The organism is Arthrobacter koreensis (assembly GCF_009193255.1).
GTDB classification, from domain to species: Bacteria; Actinomycetota; Actinomycetes; order Actinomycetales; family Micrococcaceae; genus Arthrobacter_B; species Arthrobacter_B koreensis.
On sequence record NZ_WACG01000001.1, the window covers coordinates 556276 to 572594 of the forward strand.

Annotated in this window: 16 protein-coding genes and 1 tRNA gene; 4 read left to right on the plus strand and 13 right to left on the minus strand. The window is 65.3% G+C overall.

Annotated elements, in window-relative coordinates; translation table 11 throughout:
• Positions 1-2: 2 nt before the first annotated feature.
• From GD628_RS02565 to GD628_RS02575, 3 genes are all read right to left on the minus strand, one after another.
• Entirely contained in the window at positions 3-1904 is a 1902-nt protein-coding gene (locus GD628_RS02565; RefSeq protein ID WP_377955313.1) for a DEAD/DEAH box helicase, read from the minus strand.
• A 332-nt stretch (positions 1905-2236) separates the two neighbouring features.
• The gene (locus GD628_RS02570; RefSeq protein ID WP_091602489.1) at positions 2237-2902 is read right to left on the minus strand and encodes an MOSC domain-containing protein; all 666 of its coding nucleotides are present in this window, start codon (positions 2900-2902) and stop codon (positions 2237-2239) included.
• 10 nt (positions 2903-2912) lie between these two features.
• Complete coding sequence (locus tag GD628_RS02575) at positions 2913-4196, minus strand: glycosyltransferase 87 family protein (RefSeq protein WP_152273732.1); 1284 nt, start codon at positions 4194-4196, stop codon at positions 2913-2915.
• A 240-nt stretch (positions 4197-4436) separates the two neighbouring features.
• On the opposite strand from GD628_RS02575, the gene GD628_RS02580 reads away from it, so the two are divergent.
• Positions 4437-4853, plus strand: coding sequence for a hypothetical protein (locus GD628_RS02580; RefSeq protein WP_152273733.1), 417 nt, complete (start codon positions 4437-4439; stop codon positions 4851-4853).
• A 21-nt stretch (positions 4854-4874) separates the two neighbouring features.
• On the opposite strand, the gene GD628_RS02585 is transcribed toward GD628_RS02580, so the two are convergent.
• Together GD628_RS02585 and GD628_RS02590 are read right to left on the minus strand one after the other, a co-directional pair.
• Positions 4875-6023 (minus strand): cystathionine gamma-synthase, encoded by a 1149-nt coding sequence (locus GD628_RS02585; protein WP_152273734.1) that lies wholly within the window; start codon positions 6021-6023, stop codon positions 4875-4877.
• Positions 6024-6080: 57 nt separating this feature from the next.
• A complete protein-coding gene (locus GD628_RS02590; protein ID WP_152273735.1) occupies positions 6081-7451 on the minus strand; it encodes a cystathionine beta-synthase in 1371 nt (456 codons plus the stop codon).
• A 123-nt stretch (positions 7452-7574) separates the two neighbouring features.
• On the opposite strand from GD628_RS02590, the gene GD628_RS02595 reads away from it, so the two are divergent.
• Both GD628_RS02595 and GD628_RS02600 read left to right on the plus strand, forming a co-directional pair.
• On the plus strand, positions 7575-8531 hold the full coding sequence (locus tag GD628_RS02595) for a DNA-3-methyladenine glycosylase family protein (protein ID WP_152273736.1): 957 nt from the start codon (positions 7575-7577) through the stop codon (positions 8529-8531).
• A gap of 38 nt (positions 8532-8569) precedes the next feature.
• On the plus strand, positions 8570-8848 hold the full coding sequence (locus GD628_RS02600) for a putative quinol monooxygenase (protein ID WP_091602471.1): 279 nt from the start codon (positions 8570-8572) through the stop codon (positions 8846-8848).
• Positions 8849-8914: 66 nt separating this feature from the next.
• Here the strand turns inward: GD628_RS02600 and amt are convergent, their stop codons facing one another.
• The 6 genes from amt to GD628_RS02630 all read right to left on the minus strand — a co-directional run bounded on the left by amt (position 8915) and on the right by GD628_RS02630 (position 13944).
• Positions 8915-10498 (minus strand): ammonium transporter, encoded by a 1584-nt coding sequence (gene amt / locus GD628_RS02605; protein WP_218054922.1) that lies wholly within the window; start codon positions 10496-10498, stop codon positions 8915-8917.
• A gap of 290 nt (positions 10499-10788) precedes the next feature.
• Positions 10789-12015, minus strand: a complete 1227-nt coding sequence (fdhA, locus tag GD628_RS02610; RefSeq protein ID WP_091602465.1) for a formaldehyde dehydrogenase, glutathione-independent — start codon at positions 12013-12015, stop codon at positions 10789-10791.
• A 232-nt stretch (positions 12016-12247) separates the two neighbouring features.
• A complete protein-coding gene (gene trxA / locus GD628_RS02615) occupies positions 12248-12646 on the minus strand; it encodes a thioredoxin (protein WP_091602462.1) in 399 nt (132 codons plus the stop codon).
• Between the two features lie 66 nt (positions 12647-12712).
• Positions 12713-13159: a MarR family winged helix-turn-helix transcriptional regulator gene (locus GD628_RS02620; protein WP_152273738.1), complete on the minus strand. Its 447-nt coding sequence runs from the start codon at positions 13157-13159 to the stop codon at positions 12713-12715.
• 162 nt (positions 13160-13321) lie between these two features.
• A tRNA-Tyr gene (locus GD628_RS02625) sits at positions 13322-13403 on the minus strand.
• A 91-nt stretch (positions 13404-13494) separates the two neighbouring features.
• Entirely contained in the window at positions 13495-13944 is a 450-nt protein-coding gene (locus GD628_RS02630) for a hypothetical protein (protein WP_141653632.1), read from the minus strand.
• 151 nt (positions 13945-14095) lie between these two features.
• Between GD628_RS02630 and GD628_RS02635 the strand changes: the two genes are divergently transcribed.
• Positions 14096-14587: a YajQ family cyclic di-GMP-binding protein gene (locus GD628_RS02635; RefSeq protein WP_055239270.1), complete on the plus strand. Its 492-nt coding sequence runs from the start codon at positions 14096-14098 to the stop codon at positions 14585-14587.
• A 31-nt stretch (positions 14588-14618) separates the two neighbouring features.
• On the opposite strand, the gene GD628_RS02640 is transcribed toward GD628_RS02635, so the two are convergent.
• The gene (locus tag GD628_RS02640; protein ID WP_152273739.1) at positions 14619-15740 is read right to left on the minus strand and encodes a tyrosine-type recombinase/integrase; all 1122 of its coding nucleotides are present in this window, start codon (positions 15738-15740) and stop codon (positions 14619-14621) included.
• Positions 15740-16291, minus strand: coding sequence for a hypothetical protein (locus GD628_RS02645; protein WP_152273740.1), 552 nt, complete (start codon positions 16289-16291; stop codon positions 15740-15742). Before GD628_RS02645 ends, GD628_RS02640 begins: the two co-directional genes overlap by 1 nt.
• Positions 16292-16319: the final 28 nt, after the last annotated feature.

Below are 16319 nucleotides of genomic sequence, written 5' to 3' on the forward strand. Positions count from 1 at the left end.
TCCTAGTCGCGGAAACGCGGCTTGCGGGCACCGGCACCGGCCGGCTTGCCGAAGCTGCGGTCGCCGTCGAACTTCTTCTTGTACGGGCGGTCCGAGCCGCGGTCACCGAAGGACCGCTCGCCGTCGCGCTTCTTGAAGTCCTTCTTGAAGCCGCGGTCGGCGCGGTCGTAGGAGCCGCCTTCACGGGCCGGACGGCGTCCCTTGTCCAGTTCCAGGTGGATCAGTTCGCCACCGATCCGGGTGCGGGACAGTGCACGCAGCTGGTCCTTGGACAGGTCCGCGGGAAGTTCCACGAGGGTGTGGTCCGAGCGGATATCAATACCGCCGATCTGCGAGGAGGACAGGCCGCCCTCGTTCGCGATGGCACCAACGATCGAGCCCGGCATAACGCGCTGGCGGCGGCCGACGGCTATGCGGTACGTTGCGTTGCCTTCGGTCAGCGGGCGCGTCGGGCCGCGTGAGCCGAAGCCGTCGTTGCGGCCTTCGGCACGCTCGCGCTGGCGGGCCGGTGCCTGCGGGATTTCTTCCATCAGCAGCGGGCGTCCACCCTGGGCCATGACGGCCAGCGCGGCGGCGATTTCCTCGGCGGGAACGTCATTCTCGGCGATGTACTTGGTGACCAGCTCACGGAAGACGGAGAGGTCTTCGGAGTTGCGGGTCTCGGTGATGCGCTCGGAGAACTTGGCCAGGCGCTTGGCGTTGACAACGTCAACACCGGGCAGCTGCATGTGCTCAACGGGCTGGCGCGTTGCCTTCTCGATGGCGCGCAGCAGGTACTTCTCGCGCGGGGTCATGAACAGGATCGCGTCGCCCGTGCGGCCTGCGCGGCCGGTACGGCCGATGCGGTGCACGTAGGACTCGGTGTCATGCGGGATGTCGTAGTTGAAGACGTGGCTGATGCGCTCAACATCCAGGCCGCGTGCTGCGACGTCGGTGGCAACGAGGATGTCAATCTTGCCCTCGCGAAGCGCCTCGACGGTGCGCTCACGCTGCTGCTGCGGAATGTCGCCGTTGATCGCTGCTGCCTTGTAGCCGCGGGACTTCAGCTTGTCCGCCAGGTCCTCGGTGGCCATCTTGGTGCGCACGAAGGCGATGACGCCGTCGAAGTCTTCGGTCTCGAGGATGCGGGACATTGCGTCGAGCTTGTGCGGACCCATGACCTGCACGTAGCGCTGGCGGGTGTTGGCGCCGGTGGTGGTCTTGGACTTGACGGTGATTTCTGCCGGATCGTTCAGGTACTTCTTGGCGATCTTGCGGATGGCACCGGGCATGGTGGCGGAGAAGAGGGCAACCTGCTTCTCATCCGGGGTGCTGGAGAGGATCTGCTCAACGTCTTCGGCGAAGCCCATGCGCAGCATTTCGTCGGCTTCGTCCAGGACGAGGTACTGCAGGTTGGACAGGTCCAGCGAACCCTTGGAGATGTGGTCGATGACGCGGCCCGGCGTTCCAACAACAACCTGCGCACCGCGGCGGAGGCCGGCGAGCTGGGGGCCGTAGGGGGAACCGCCGTAGACGGGCAGCACGGTGAAGTCATCCATGTGCACGGCGTAGGAGGTGAAGGCCTCGGCTACCTGCAGGGCGAGTTCACGGGTCGGAGCCAGCACCAGGATCTGGGTGTCCTTGGTGGGTCCGTTGACCTCGGCCAGCTCCGCCATGCGGGACAGGGCGGGGACAGCGAAGGCGGCGGTCTTGCCGGTGCCGGTCTGGGCCAGGCCTACGACGTCGCGGCCTTCAAGCAGGACGGGGATGGTGGCAGCCTGGATAGGCGAAGGGTTCTTGTAGCCGACGTCGGTCAGCGCGGCGAGGATGCGGGCATCCAGGTTGAAATCGGAGAACAGGACCTCAGCTTCTACAGCTTCTGCGGCAGTGTTTTCTTCGACAATTTCTTGGGTGTTCTCAGGCAAGGGTATTCCTCATCAGTGGGGCCGGGCAGCCGGTTCGAGCGGCTGCGAGTACATAAGTCCGGGCACTGTTGCAATCCCAGGCAGGACTCTCCGTCACAGCTGTGGGCCAGTATCACTGGGTTGCGACCGCGGCTCGGTGTGACGATTTCTTTGCCGGCGCTCCCAGGAGATGAATCTGCCCGCATGTTTCATGCGGGCCCCAACACAACGTACCTGCAATGGACTCTCAGTCCGCAGGGAAATCAGGGAATACCGGAGTGGGGGATTCCTCAAGTGTACGGCATGGGAGCCGCTTACCCACCCCGTAACGCCGTGAGGTCCGGCACAGTGCCCTAGACTGCGCCTGCCGGCGCTTCCTGCGCGGCCGGCTTGCGGCGCAGCACCTTGCGGATCTCCGGGGACAAGTACGTTCCCGCTTCCCCGGCCTCCGACAAGCGGTAATGCTGTTCCGGCGAGAGCCCCTGGAACACGTCCGCCACGGTCACGCCGTGATCCGGACGGGAGATAACTTCTACGCTGTCTCCGGACTGGATCGAGCCGCGGGAAACAACGCGCAGGTAGGTTCCCAGCCGTCCCGCGGCGGCGAACCGTGCCACCCACCGTGGCTGGCCCATGTACTGGGCGAAGTTGCGGCAGGGGGTGCGCGGGCAGGTCACTTCCAGCACCACGTCCGTGCCGATCCGCCACTGCTCCCCTACCACTGCATGGGACGCGTCAATCCCTGATACTCGGAGGTTTTCGCCGAAACGGCCAGGCGGCACGGACTCGCCGAGTTCGGCAGCCCACCAGTCCGCGTCCTCCTGCGAGTAGGCATACACGGCCTTGGACTCACCGCCGTGGTGCCTGCGGTCGGCCTGCACGTCACCGGTCAGGCCCAGGGCATAGACCTTGACCGGACCCTCGACGGCACGCTTGTCGATCGCGCTGACGCCAACCGCATCGGAAGTGGGCCGCAGGGCGTGCACGCGGCAGATGGCCAGGAGGGATCCGGAAGTCATGGGCAACAGTCTAGGGGCGCGGAACCTGGATATCGCCGGAGACCGGTGCGGCGCGCCACCACCGGCGTGGCCGGTCCGGCCACAGCAGCAGAACGAACCAGGCGAGCATGGCTGCGCCGCAGAAGACTCCCGCGCTGGACGCCATCAGCCACAGTTCGGGGGTTTGGGAATCGAGGTCCCCTGCACCCAGCAGGCCGCCGATTCCCTTGGGCGTCAGGTAGAAGGCCGCGGCCGTGGCCATGAAAAGTATCCATCCTGTAGCGCGCATGGCCCGGCGGCGCCGTGGCAGTCGCCAGGTCCCCGCAGCGACCAGCGGCAGGAAGAGCGCCACCCATACCCAGTGGTGGGACCAGGAGACCGGCGAGGCGAGCAGCATCAGCAGCGCTGCGGCGGACAGTGCCAGCAGGTCCGCTCCTGCACGTGCCGCCAGCCGAATGATGACCGCGGCGGCTGCCGCTGCGGCGAGGCACAGCAGCAGCCAGGGAACGGTGACGTCCGCATCGGGTCCGGCGAAGTGCAGCAGCGCGCCGCGGAAGGAGAGGTTGTCAACGTACGCTCCCCCGCCAACCCGCGAGGTGTCCGGGAGCAGTTCGCCCCAGTAGGTCTTCGACTCCCGGGGCAGGATCAGGAACCCGAGTCCGAAGGTGGCAAGGAAACCGAAGGCCATGTTCCGCAGGCCACGCCAGTCTCCGCGGACCAGGTAATAGAACGCGAAGGCCAGTGGGGTCAGTTTCAGTCCGGCGGCCACGCCGGTGAGCAGGCCCCGGGGCCACTGCTCGCTGCGGTTCAGGAAATCGACCATGACCATTGCGAACAGGATGATGTTCACCTGTCCAAGGGCCAGGGTGTCCCGCCACGGTCCGAGGGCAGTCACGAGGCCAAAGGCAACGATGGCTGCGGGCCGGAGCCAGAACCCCTTCAGGACCGCCCGCAGGCCCGTGCCGCTGAAGTGCGCCACGAGCCACAGGGCAGTCAGTGCGGTCAGGGCCAGGGAGAAGCCGAGGAAAATGTTGAAGCCGATGGAGTCCCCGAAGGGCACAAGGACCGCGAACAGCAGGGCGGCTGCCGGAGGGTACGTGAACATCAGGGAGGGATTGGGAGGGTTGGGTATGCCCACCGAATACAGTTCGCCGCTGGCTTTCAGGACCGTTTGTCCGCCGGCCACGTAGACCCGGAAGTCGATGCCGTCCCGCGGCGCAAGCACCATGGCGAGGGCCAGCAGTCCGGCGCAAAGCGCAGCAGCACCGAGCACCAGGGCCGCCGCCGCGGTCCGAGAACGCAGTCCCTGCGCCATCTGCTTCCCTCCTGTGCTGCCGCCGTTTTGGCGAGCAGGCGAGCGAGGCACACTCTACCCGCCTGCCCCGGCGCTGACGGGGGAAGGAGGCGATTTTGCCGCTGGTGTCCCGCAATCAGGCGGACGGACTTACCGTGGCGTTCGTCATGTTCAAACCGCGGGGCCGCGGCTGCCGCTACCGTAGTCAGTGGACGGGATACCTGCGGTGGCTGCAGGCGGATCCCACTAAGGAGACCCAGCGTGAGCAAGACACATCCCCGGACCCCGATGCCCGCAGCGATGCGGCTGGCCACGGCAGCCTGGCTGATTGCCGCCGTCGTCCTGATCCTGGCCGGCGCATCCTTCCTTTTGACCGCCCAGACACAGCGGCAGGATTCCCAGGGCCTGCTGACGCTGGGAATCCTGGGGATCGCCCTCGGTGCCCTTACCGCCTTCTACTCCCTGCGGCTTCGCCGGGGAAAGCGGAGCAGCCGGGAAACCCTGACCACCCTGGCTCTCATCGCCGGCGTTCCCCTGCTGTTCCGCGGCCCGTCGCTGATGGCCCTCGGCGCCCTGCTGCTGGCCTGCGCGGTGCTGCTGTGGCTGCCGCAAAGCAGCCGCTTCTATGCAGTGACGGACCCCCGGGTCCGTCGGCGCCGTCTGGCGGGACGCCGCTAGGCGCACCGCCACACGGCGGAATCAGAGCTGCTTCAGCGCCTGGTCCAGGTCCGCAATGAGGTCCTCAACGTCCTCGATTCCCACCGAGAGCCGCAGCAGGTTTTCCGGCACGGCCAGCTCTGTTCCCTTTACGGAGGCATGGGTCATTTCCGAGGGGTAGTTCATCAGGGATTCAACTCCGCCAAGCGATTCGGCCAGCGTGAACACCTTCGTTGACTCCGCCACCTTGCGGGCTGCGGCTTCCCCGCCCTTGAAGCTCACGGAGACCATGCCGCCGAAGTCCTTCATCTGTGCCTTGGCGAGCTCATGGCCGGGATGCTCTTCCAGCCCCGGATAGAGCACCGACTCGACGGCGGGCTGCTCCTTCAGCCATCGGGCCACGGCCATGGCGTTGGAGGAGTGCCGGTCCATGCGCACTCCAAGGGTCTTGAGCCCGCGGGTGGTGAGCCAGGCTTCCATCGGAGCCGAAACGGCACCCACGGCGTACTGGATGAAACCGATCTTTTCAGCGGCGGCGTCGTCGTTCAGGATCACCGCACCGCCCACCGCATCCGAGTGGCCGCCAATGTACTTGGTGGTCGAATGCACCACGATGTCCGCGCCGAAGGCGAGCGGCTGCTGCAGGTACGGGGAAGCGAAGGTGTTGTCCACCACCAGCAGGGCGCCGGCGCTGTGGGCCGCCTGCGCGACTGCGGCGATGTCCGAAATCTTCATCATGGGGTTCGACGGCGTTTCCAGCCACACGATTTTCGTGTTCCCGGCGGCGATGGCCGCTTCCAGGGCAGCGGTGTTGGACATGTCCACGGCTGCGTTGGTGATGCCCCAGGCCGAGAGCACCCGGTTGATCAGCCGGTAGGTTCCGCCGTACGCATCGTTGCCCAGGACAATGTGGTCCCCGGGTGCGAGCAGGGCGCGGATCAGGGCGTCCTCGGCAGCCAGCCCAGAGCTGAAGGAGAAGGCGTGGCGTCCGCCTTCAAGGGCTGCCAGCTGGGCCTGCAGCGAATCCCTCGTGGGGTTGGTGCCGCGGCCGTACTCGTAGCCGTTGCGCAGGCCGCCAATACCGTCCTGCGCGTAGGTGGTGCTTTGGTAAAGCGGCGGAATGACGGCGCCGGTGGTGGGGTCCGGTGCCTGCCCGGCGTGGATAGCGCGGGTGTTGAAGCCTTCAGTCATGGTTTGTTCCTCCTGTGCCGGCTGGCCGGCGGTCGGGATTTGTGCCGCGGGCCGGGCCTAGGCGCTGAGGTAGGAGAGCAGGTCTCGGCGGGTCAGGATGCCGTGCCAGCCTCCGCGGGAGGCGACCAGCAGCGTGTCAGCATCCGCCAGGCGTTCCATGGCGGCGGACACGGATTCAGCCGCACCGATCTGCGGGAGCTTGGCCGAGAGGTGGTCGCTGACGGGATCTGTTGGCTTGGCTTCGCCGCGGAAGAGCTTCTCTGTCAGCGAGCGCTCGTCCACCGAACCGTGGACTTCGCCGAGCACCGCGGGGGGTTCGTGGGCAAGCACCGGAAGTGCGCTGCCGTGCCGGGCCAGCAGTTCGACTGCCTCCAGTACGGTGGCGGACTTGGGCACGTACGGGGCTGCTTCGCCGCCGCGGGAGGCAAGCACGTCCGCAACGGTGGGGTCCTGGTCCGTCTCGGCCAGGAAACCGTGGGACTTCATCCAGCCGTCGTTGAAGATCTTGCCGATGTAGCCGCGGCCGCTGTCCGGCAGCAGGACCACCATGACGTCGTCGGGCCCCAGGTCCTTGGCTGCGCGCAGCGCGGCGACTACCGCCATGCCGGAGGAGCCTCCCACCAGCAGGCCTTCTTCGCGGGCCAGACGGCGGGTCATGGCAAAGGACTCGGCGTCGTTGACGGCAATGACCTCGTCAGGAACCGAGGGGTCGTAGTTGCCCGGCCACATGTCCTCGCCCACGCCCTCGACGAAGTACGGGCGTCCGGTGCCGCCGGAGTACACCGATCCGTCCGGATCCGCGGCGATGATTTTCACCGGGCCGGAAGCCCGGTCCGCAGAGACTTCCTTCAGGTAGCGGCCGGTGCCGGTGATGGTTCCGCCGGTGCCTGCACCCGCGACGAAGTGGGTGATCCTGCCCTCGGTGTCATTCCAGATTTCGGGGCCGGTGGACTCGTAGTGGCTGGCCGGGGCCGCCGGGTTGGAGAACTGGTCCGGCTTGTAGGCGCCGTCGATCTCCCGCACCAGGCGGTCGGAGACACCATAGTAGGACTCGGGACTTTCCGGAGCGACGGCGGTGGGCGTCACCACTACCTCGGCACCGTAGGCGCGCAGGACGTCCCGCTTTTCAATACCAACCTTGTCCGGAGTGACGAAGATGCAGCTGTAGCCCTTCTGCTGGGCCACCAGCGCCAGCCCGACGCCGGTGTTGCCGCTGGTCGGTTCAACTACCGTCCCGCCCGGGCGGAGTCTGCCTTCCGCCTCGGCCGCTTCGATCATCTTCACGGCGATGCGGTCCTTAATGGATCCGCCGGGGTTCAGGTACTCCAGCTTCACCAGCACCGTGGCTTGTATGCCTTCGGTGACGTGGTGGAGTTTCACCAGCGGGGTGTTGCCGATCAGGTCCAGGACAGTGTTGGCATACTTCATGGGCACCACGTTACTGGCTGTGCCGCGCAGGAACAGGCCGTGCTGAACACGGCGTAGCAAACTTGCTTACTGCCTGCCCTGTTTTGGGACAGAAGTTCACTCCGGACGTGCGAGCATGGTGGCATGTCTTCCGGATCGGCCTGCCTGCGCAGGGAGTTTGAATCCTCCCGTCCGCTGGAAATCGCCGGCACCCTGAGGACCGTGGCGCTGGGCGCCTCCGACCCCACCGTGCAGGTCTCCCCAGCCGGAGCCTGGCTGGCTTTCCGCACCGCCGCCGGTCCGGCTACGCTCTGCCTGCGGCAGCACGCTGGGGCATTGCGCTCCCCCGCCCGGGTCTCCGCCCAGGCCTGGGGCCCGGGCGCAGATGAAGCACTGGCTTCCGTCCCTGCGCTGCTCGGTGAACAGGACGACTGGTCCTCCTTCGACGACCCTTCCTTCCTTGCCACCCTGCCTGCCGGAATCCGCGATGCCCGCCGCCACCATCCCGGCCTGCGGCTGCCCAGTACCGGAAGGATCCTGCAGACCCTGATACCGGTGGTGCTGGGCCAGAAGGTGACACAGATGGAGGCAGTCCATGCCTGGCGCTACCTGGTTCGGCGGTTCGGCGAACCGGCACCCGGGCCGGTTCCGCCCGGCTTGATGCTTCCTCCCGACGCCGCCGGCTGGCGGCGCATCCCCAGCTGGGACTGGCACCGCGCCGGAGTCGATTCGCACCGTTCCCGCACCATCCTGCGTGCCAGTGCCTCGGCGTCGGGCCTTGAGCGCCTGGCCGCCGAACCGCTGGGAGACGGGGTGAGCGCCAAGCTCCAGTCCCTGCCCGGCATCGGCCCATGGTCCGCGGCGGAGATCCTGCAGCGTACCCATGGTTCGCCGGATCACGTCTCCGTGGGCGACTTCCACCTCGCCGCCTACGTGGGTGCGGCCCTCACCGGCAAGCGGACGGACGACGCCGGCATGCTGGCGCTGCTTGAACCGTGGCGCGGACACCGCCAGCGGGTGGTGCGGTTGATCGTCCTCACCGGTTTCCGGAAACAGGCTTACGGGCCCCGCCTCGCCCCTCAGGACCACCGCGGGCACTGACCGCTCCCCCGGCCGCCGGTTCGCCTAGAGTTGGGTAAATGAGCGCACCCGTAGACCTGACAGCCGTATTAGTTCCCAACCCCGGAGAGTTCTTCCGGGTCAAGCTGGCCCTGGAGATCGCGATCGAGCAGGTCCAGGCCGAACCCGGCTGCCTCCGCTATGAAATCACCGAGGAGTCCGAAGACCGGATCGTCCTGACCGAACAGTGGGCCTCCGAAGAGGACCTCGCCCGGCACTCCCGCGGGGCGGCCAAGCAGGACCTGGATGAGTCCCTCAGCGCCCTGTTGGCAGAACCGGTGGCGCTGCACCGCGGCTAGGGCCCCCTGCACGGAACAGTTCGCTGGGTTGCCGCGGCGGCCCGGGAGCTGTTCCGGCGGGGGCGGCTACGGGCTGATTTCAAGCCGGTGGAGGGACTCCGGTTCAGCCCCGAAGCGCCGGAGCACAGCGGCTACCGCTTCCTCATGCTCGTCGTCGACCGCGGCGTACACCCGCATCCGGTCCTCGAAATCCAGTTTCCGCACGTCGGAGCGGAAAACCTCGGTGCGGACGCGGCCGGTATAGACGGTGGTCTCCGTGAGTTCCATGCTCCTGGCCCCGGCCATCAGCAGGGCGTCGCGCAGCCCGTCAAGCCGTTCGGTGTTGACGACCGCGCTAATAACATGCCACGTTTCACCCGGCTGGGCCGCGAGCGGCGACGCGCCGGCCCCGCGCCCGCTGGTTGTCGGGTGGGCTGTGATCCCGCTGAGTGAATAGGCAGATTGGCCCTGCTGCGCCTTGTCCAGGGAATCCTGTTCGGGCCCGGGTTCACGCAGCCCCAGGGTCCTGTTGATCAGGGCGGCTGCCAGCCAGCTGATCACGAAGGAAAACACCACTACGCAGACGATTGCCACCACCTGGTGCCACAGCAGGATTCCGCCGCCGCCGGCGAACAGCCCGTCCGCACTGACCGGGTTCACGCTGCTGTCCGCGAAGAACCCCACCAGGAATGAGCCGAGAAGGCCCCCAACGAAATGGACTGCGATCACGTCCAGGGCGTCGTCGTAACGCAGCAGGTGCTTCAGCCGGACCGCGAAGCAGCACACGCAGCCGGCGATCAGCCCGATCAGCAGTGCCGAGCCCGTACTTACGTAGCCGGCGGAGGGTGTGATGGTGGCCAGGCCGGCAACGGCACCGGACACCGCACCTACCAGCGTGGAGTGACCGCTGGTCAGGCGTTCGACGATGAGCCAGGTAACCATAGCGGCGCTGCCTGCCACGTGGGTATTCAGCAGCGCCTGGGCGGCGATGGCGTTGGCCTGCAGCCCGTCTCCGGCGTTGAACCCGAACCAGCCGAACCACAGGATCCCACCGCCAACCAGCATGAGTGGGAGGTTGTTTGGCGAGGTCCGGAGGTTCGGCCATCCCCGGCGGCGCCCCACAACCAGGAGGACGGCCGCCGCCGCAGCTCCTGCGGAGGCATGTACCACGAGTCCTCCGGCCCAGTCCTGGGCTCCCAGCTGTGCCAGCCATCCCTTGGGGTGCCAGAGCCAGCGCGCAACCTGCGGGTACACCGCAATCGAGAAGACCACCAGGAACACGGTCCAGCCGGCGAACTTCAGACGCCCGGCCGTCGCCCCGGTAAGCAGGGCAGGTGTGATGATGGCGAACATCATCTGGTAGGCCACGAAGGCCAGGGCCGGGATGGTGACGCCCGTGGCCACGGTGTGGAATTGGGGCGTATCGACGTCGACCAGCGCGAAGGCGTCGAACTCGCCCAGGACGGAGTTTCCCCGGTTGCTGAACGCCAGCGTGTAACCGACCAGCACCCAGGTGAGGGTGATGACACCGAGCGGAATGATGTTCTGCATCATCATGGCCAGGACGTTCCGTACCGGGACCATTCCGCCGTAGAACAGTGCCAGGCCGGGGGTCATGAACAGCACCAGCCCGGCGCACACCAGCACCCAGGCGGTATCCGCCCCGTTCACTGCGCGGCTCCATGGCGTCCGCCCGTTGTTGCCGGCACTGGCGGGGATGCAGCCTGGTCCAGGGCTGCAGCAGCATCCCGGCAGATGAGCAGTTCGCGCATGGTGTCCCCGCTTCCAACTCGTGGCCCGCATGAGTGGTGCCGCCGGAGGTCCATGAAGCTGGAGGGGTGTCTCCGGCCCATCGAGTCTAGCGACGCGTAATCTGCGGGCGGAAGGTGCGGGCACGCAAAGGACCGCCGGGGAACGCACTTCGTGCTGATGCCGTCCCGGCGGCCCTGTGCGGAGCGCGCCTAGTTGGCGTTGGCGCCGGTGACCCCGTGGGGATCGATGACGTACTTCCTGGCGGCACCCGAGTCGAATTCCCGGTATGCCTGCGGTGCATCGTCGAGGCGGATCGCGGTGGCGTTTACGGCCTTCGCAATCTGCACTTTGTCATTCAGGATGGCCATCATCAGGTCCCGGTTGTACTTCATCACCGGGCACTGGCCGGTAGTGAAGGACAGCGACTTGGCCCAGCCGGTGCCGAGGCTGAGCGAGAGCGAACCCACCTTGGCCGCCTCGTCGATGCCACCCGGATCGCCGGTCACGTAAAGGCCCGGGATGCCCAGGGCCCCGCCGGCGGCAGTGATGTCCATGAGCGAATTCAGTACGGTGGCGGGTGCTTCCTGCCCGGCTCCGTGTCCGTGTCCGCGCGCCTCGAAACCAACGGCATCCACACCGCAGTCAACCTCCGGAACACCCAGGATCTGCTCGATCTGGTCTTTGGGGTCTCCCTTGGAGACGTCCACGGTTTCACAGCCGAAGCTGCGTGCCTGCGCCAACCGGTCCTCATTGAGGTCACCCACTATGACGACGGCGGCACCGAGCAGCTGGGCGCCCGCGGCGGCGGCAAGCCCCACCGGACCGGCGCCGGCGATGTAGACGGTTGAGCCGGTGCGCACTCCGGCGGTAACGGCTCCGTGGTACCCGGTGGGGAAGATGTCGGAGAGCATGGTCAGGTCCATGATCTTCTCCATGGCCTGGTCTGCGTCCGGGAACTTCAGCAGGTTCCAGTCTGCGTACGGAACCAGTGCGTATTCGGCCTGGCCGCCTACCCATCCGCCCATGTCCACGTAGCCGTAGGCGCTGCCCGGCCGGTCCGGGTTCACGTTCAGGCAGATTCCGGTCTTGCGTTCCTTGCAGTTGCGGCAGCGGCCGCAGGAAATATTGAAGGGGACGGAAACCACGTCGCCCACCTTGATGAATTCAACATCGGGTCCGGTTTCAACAACCTCTCCGGTAATTTCGTGGCCCAGGATCAGGTTGGGCGGGGCCGTGGTACGCCCGCGGACCATGTGCTGGTCGGAGCCGCAGATGTTGGTGGTCAGGACTTTTAGGATGGCTGCGTGGGGCAGTTTCCGCCCGACGTTGGCCGGGTTGACGCCCGGGCCGTCTTTCAGTTCGAAGGTGGGATAGTCGATGTCCTGGACTTCCACGACACCGGGTTCGATATAAGCAACTGCTCGATTACCGCTCATTGGTATTCCTCGCCTTGTAACCTTGGTCGACGTTGACTGGGTTCCCCGGCAGGCGGGCAGCCGGTGGCCGCACAGCTCCCCCGGGTTGTCCGAGCCTACAACCGAAAAGTGCGCGCGGCTAGGGCGAAGATCTTCCCGAAAAACCGCAATCCGTGCACGGTTACGGGCGTTAACGCACAGCAGGGAGCTCCTCCGCTGTGGAGGAGCTCCCTGCTAAAGCTTGTGCTGGGGGCTAGCTGGCCTGGCCGTCCTGGCCTGCTGCTGCCTGGCCCTGCTCCTGGGCTGCGATCTGCTCGTGGACAGCCTTCATGTCCAGGCCCTTGACCGCTTCAACCAGTTCGCTGAACTGGTTGGCGTTGAGCGCGCCGGGCTGGGAAAAGACCAGCACCTTCTCGCGGAACGCCATCAGCGTGGGGATGGAGGTGATGCCTGCGGCGGCGGCCAGGCCCTGCTCTGCCTCGGTGTCCACCTTCGCGAAGGTGATGTCCTCGTGCTGCTGCGAGACGGCGTCGTAAACCGGTGCGAACTGCTTGCACGGGCCGCACCAGTCCGCCCAGAAGTCAACGAACACAATGTCGTTTTCCTCAATGGTTTCGGGGAACGTTGCCTCGGTGATGTCAATAGTTGCCATACCAGCCACGCTATCGCCCCAGCCGCGCCATGTCTGCAATTGTTCGCTCTGCGGTGAAGAACCGGATCAGCTCATGGTGGAGAATCCCATGTGCGTGACCTTGGCGATCACGGGCAGAGCCTCGCGGAGTTTTTCCCGATCCCCGTCGCCCAGCCGTGCCAGCAGGTCGGAGAGCAGCGACTCCCGCCTCTGGGTCTCCACTGTCAGCTTGCGGCGCCCGTCCGGTGTCAGGCTGACCCGCACCCCACGGGAATCCTCCGGGTCCGGGCTGCGGCGCACCAGTCCGGCATGCTCCAGGCGGATGATCTGCTCCGTGGCGCTGGGCACCTTGACTCCCAGGTTCCTGGCTATGTCCGAGACGCGCATGCCGTCACCGGCGACCATCCGCAGGGTTCCCAGCTGGTTGGAAGTGATCCCGAACTCCGTGTCCATATGGCGCACCAGGAAGACGGCCTCGCGCAGCGCTTCCCGGAAATCCTCGGCAAGCCGGTCCAGGGCCAGGTCCTCTTTCATGCTTAGAAACACTAGACGGCCTAGCCACTGAGTTCTCGGGGACGTGCCCATAACGGGAGCTTTTATGCCGAGATTTTGCCTGCGGTCCGCTTTTTCTGCCCCGGGACGTGCGGAAACAAAAAAATATCCCCGGTCCTTGGACCGGGGATATTCTCTCTTCGGTGGCAGATGAGGGATTCGAACCCCCGTAGGCATTGCCAGCTGATTTACAGTCAGCCCCCTTTGGCCGCTCGGGTAATCTGCCGAAGGCCTTCTTGCGAAGACTTTGTCCGCGGTAACCGCGGGCAAGACAACTTTACAGAACATTCGGCCAAGAATCGAATCGGGCCTCCGCGCTACAGTCCGCGGGCAATCCGGGCGCTGATCTGGGCGTAGAAATGCTCAGCCTGGGCGGCGGTCACACTGCCCCAGGCGACGGCGTTCGCCAGGTCCTGCCGGACACCGGCAAGGCGTTCGGCGCCCTGCCGGGCCTCGTCTTCCTGGACCGCCGCAACAGTTACCGCGGCCTCGTCACCGGCAGGAAAAGAGACGGACGCTTCCCGGGGTTCGCTTGCCTGGGCCGCTGCCGTGCCCACCCCTGTCACGGAGACAGCCGCCAGGACCGAGGAGGCCGCTGCCTGCCGCAGCCGGATTCCAGCCGAGCGGCGCGGCGACGCTGAGGTCACCTGTGCCGCAGCACCTGGCGGAAGCGGTTTCCCGGGCGGCACGGGTGCCTGTCCCTGTTCGCCAGCCGGCACGGCTGTCCGCGGAGGTTCCTTGGGGTCGGTGGGGTGCGTCGTGCTCATGAACCCCACCATTTCCCAGCCAGATGGGAGGATCGTCCACTGCGGCTGGGTGATTCCTGTGAGCTGCGGCGCTGCCCGCACGCCGTGCCCACCTATTAGGCTGGTGCACAGGACATATCCACCTAACCCACGCACACCTAAGGAGCGCACTATGGCCAGCGAGTCATCATTCGACGTCGTCAGCAAGATCGACAAGCAGGAAGTTGCCAACGCCCTGAACCAGGCCCAGAAGGAAATTGCCCAGCGCTACGACTTCAAGGGCGTCGGTGCCGAGGTTGATTTCAGCGGCGAGAAGATCCTGATGAAGGCCAATTCGGAAGAGCGCGTCAAGGCCGTCCTGGACGTCTTCCAGTCCAAGCTGGTCAAGCGCGGCATCTCCCTGAAGTCCCTCGATGACGGCGAGCCCTACGCCTCCGGCAAGGAGTACCGGATCGAAGCCTCCATGAAGGAAGGCATCGCCCAGGACCAGGCCAAGAAGATCAACAAGATGATCCGCGACGAAGGTCCCAAGGGCGTCAAGTCCCAGATCCAGGGCGATGAGCTGCGTGTCAGTTCCAAGTCCCGCGATGACCTGCAGGCCACCATGGCCATGCTCAAGGGCGCGGACCTGGACGTTGACCTGCAGTTCATCAACTTCCGCTAGGTAGAGCGCGTATCACCTAGTCAGACGCGGATTATTGGACCTCAGTCCGCTCAGAGTCCGCAGGACCGTCAAGGACCGCAGCCATGAGTTCATCGGCTGCGGTCCTTGTTTTGTCTTCCGCGGTCGGCCACAAGTGGGTGTAGGTGTTCAATGTGATGGACGGCAGTGAATGCCCCAGGGCTCGCTGAACGGTTGCGACATCGCACCCTGAGGCGATCAGAGCAGAGGCATAGAAGTGCCGGAGGTCATGAAGGGTGAAGTCTTCCATCCCGCATGCTTCGCGGACCTCGCGCCAGTAGTAGCCAGCCATTCCCCTGTTCCAAAGATGTCCACCCGTTGAAAACAGCCACTGTTCATCGCCATGCACGCCCACGTGCTCAATGTGACGAGCGATCATCTCAGTGAGGCGGGCAGAGACAAAGATGACCCGCTCTGAGCCATGCTTAGGGGTCACCACTTCCGCCACCTTGCGATTCTCTCCCTGCACCTGCCGGTTGACCGTCAACGTCCGCCGCAGAAAGTCGACATCGCCCACCTGCAGGCCGGCTGCCTCACCGAGTCGAAGCCCGGCGAAGGCACACACGCCTATATAGGTCTCGAACCATTCGGGCGCAGCTTTCAGTGCTGAGGCCACCTGTTGCGTCGTCGGTATGGTCATAGCCACTTCGGGGCGGCGCTCTCTAGGCAATTTGATGTTGTCGGACGGGTCCAAGACGATTACTCGATCCGCTACGGCGCCTTTAAAGGCGGAACGCACCAGGTTGTATCGGACTTTCACGGTTGCCGGCGACAAACCAGACTTGCGAGTTGCTGCAGGCAGCGTCATCGACCTAACCCATGCTTGGACATGGGAGGGCTTGATCTTCTTCATTTGCAGATCTGCGAAGGTGACGGATTGCAACGCCTGGGCAGCAGACAGTCTCGTCCCGCGTGACCAGATCTGCAGTTCTGCCCACTGTGTAAACCACTGCGCGAACGTGATCGTCCCCGCTTTCGGATCCACATAGGTCCCGGTTACGACCGATGCCGTGACCTCATCCAGCCACCGCTGCGCGTCTATCTTCCTGGCGAAGTGACGGGCATGCTCCTTACCTATTTCATCGCGGTAGCGGGCACGCCACCGCCCGTCAGGCCTCTTCTGGATCGACGCCATCAGATCGTCAGCTGTCCACGCTCACGCGCCAATTTGATCCAGTGTGACGCCGTCCTAAGAGGAACTTCGAAGGCATCAGAGACGTACTGCGCTGGCGGCACCAACTTGATCTTCGCCAACGTATATAGACGGGCCACCCATCGCAGGGTCTCAGGTTGCGGCCCTTTCTCCGCCATCCGAGGGAGCATCTCGGGATCACTGCCCATTGCGTTGTGCATGGACTGGAACAGCGGGAGCGCCTTCCCCTTCTGTTTCGTAAGGAGAGCTCGGTTGATGCAAAGTTTCAGCAACATCTGCACCGGAACGCTACGCAACAGGGTCCCGGTGACAGGGAAGTCATCGACTGGCGCCTCGATGGTCAATTCCCGCACCTCATAAGTGAACCTCTCATCACTCCAGAGGATCACCATACGAACCCTGGATGTCCGCTCAGGATCCCAGTTCAAATGATCATCCTGCGTAACGGTGGCCTCAATCCGTCGGAGGATAGTCAGCTCATCCCCAATGTTGACGAAGTTTGAGGGGCGAAGTGGGTAGTCGATTTCGATCACAGGGCTAGCGTACGACCATTGTCAAGGG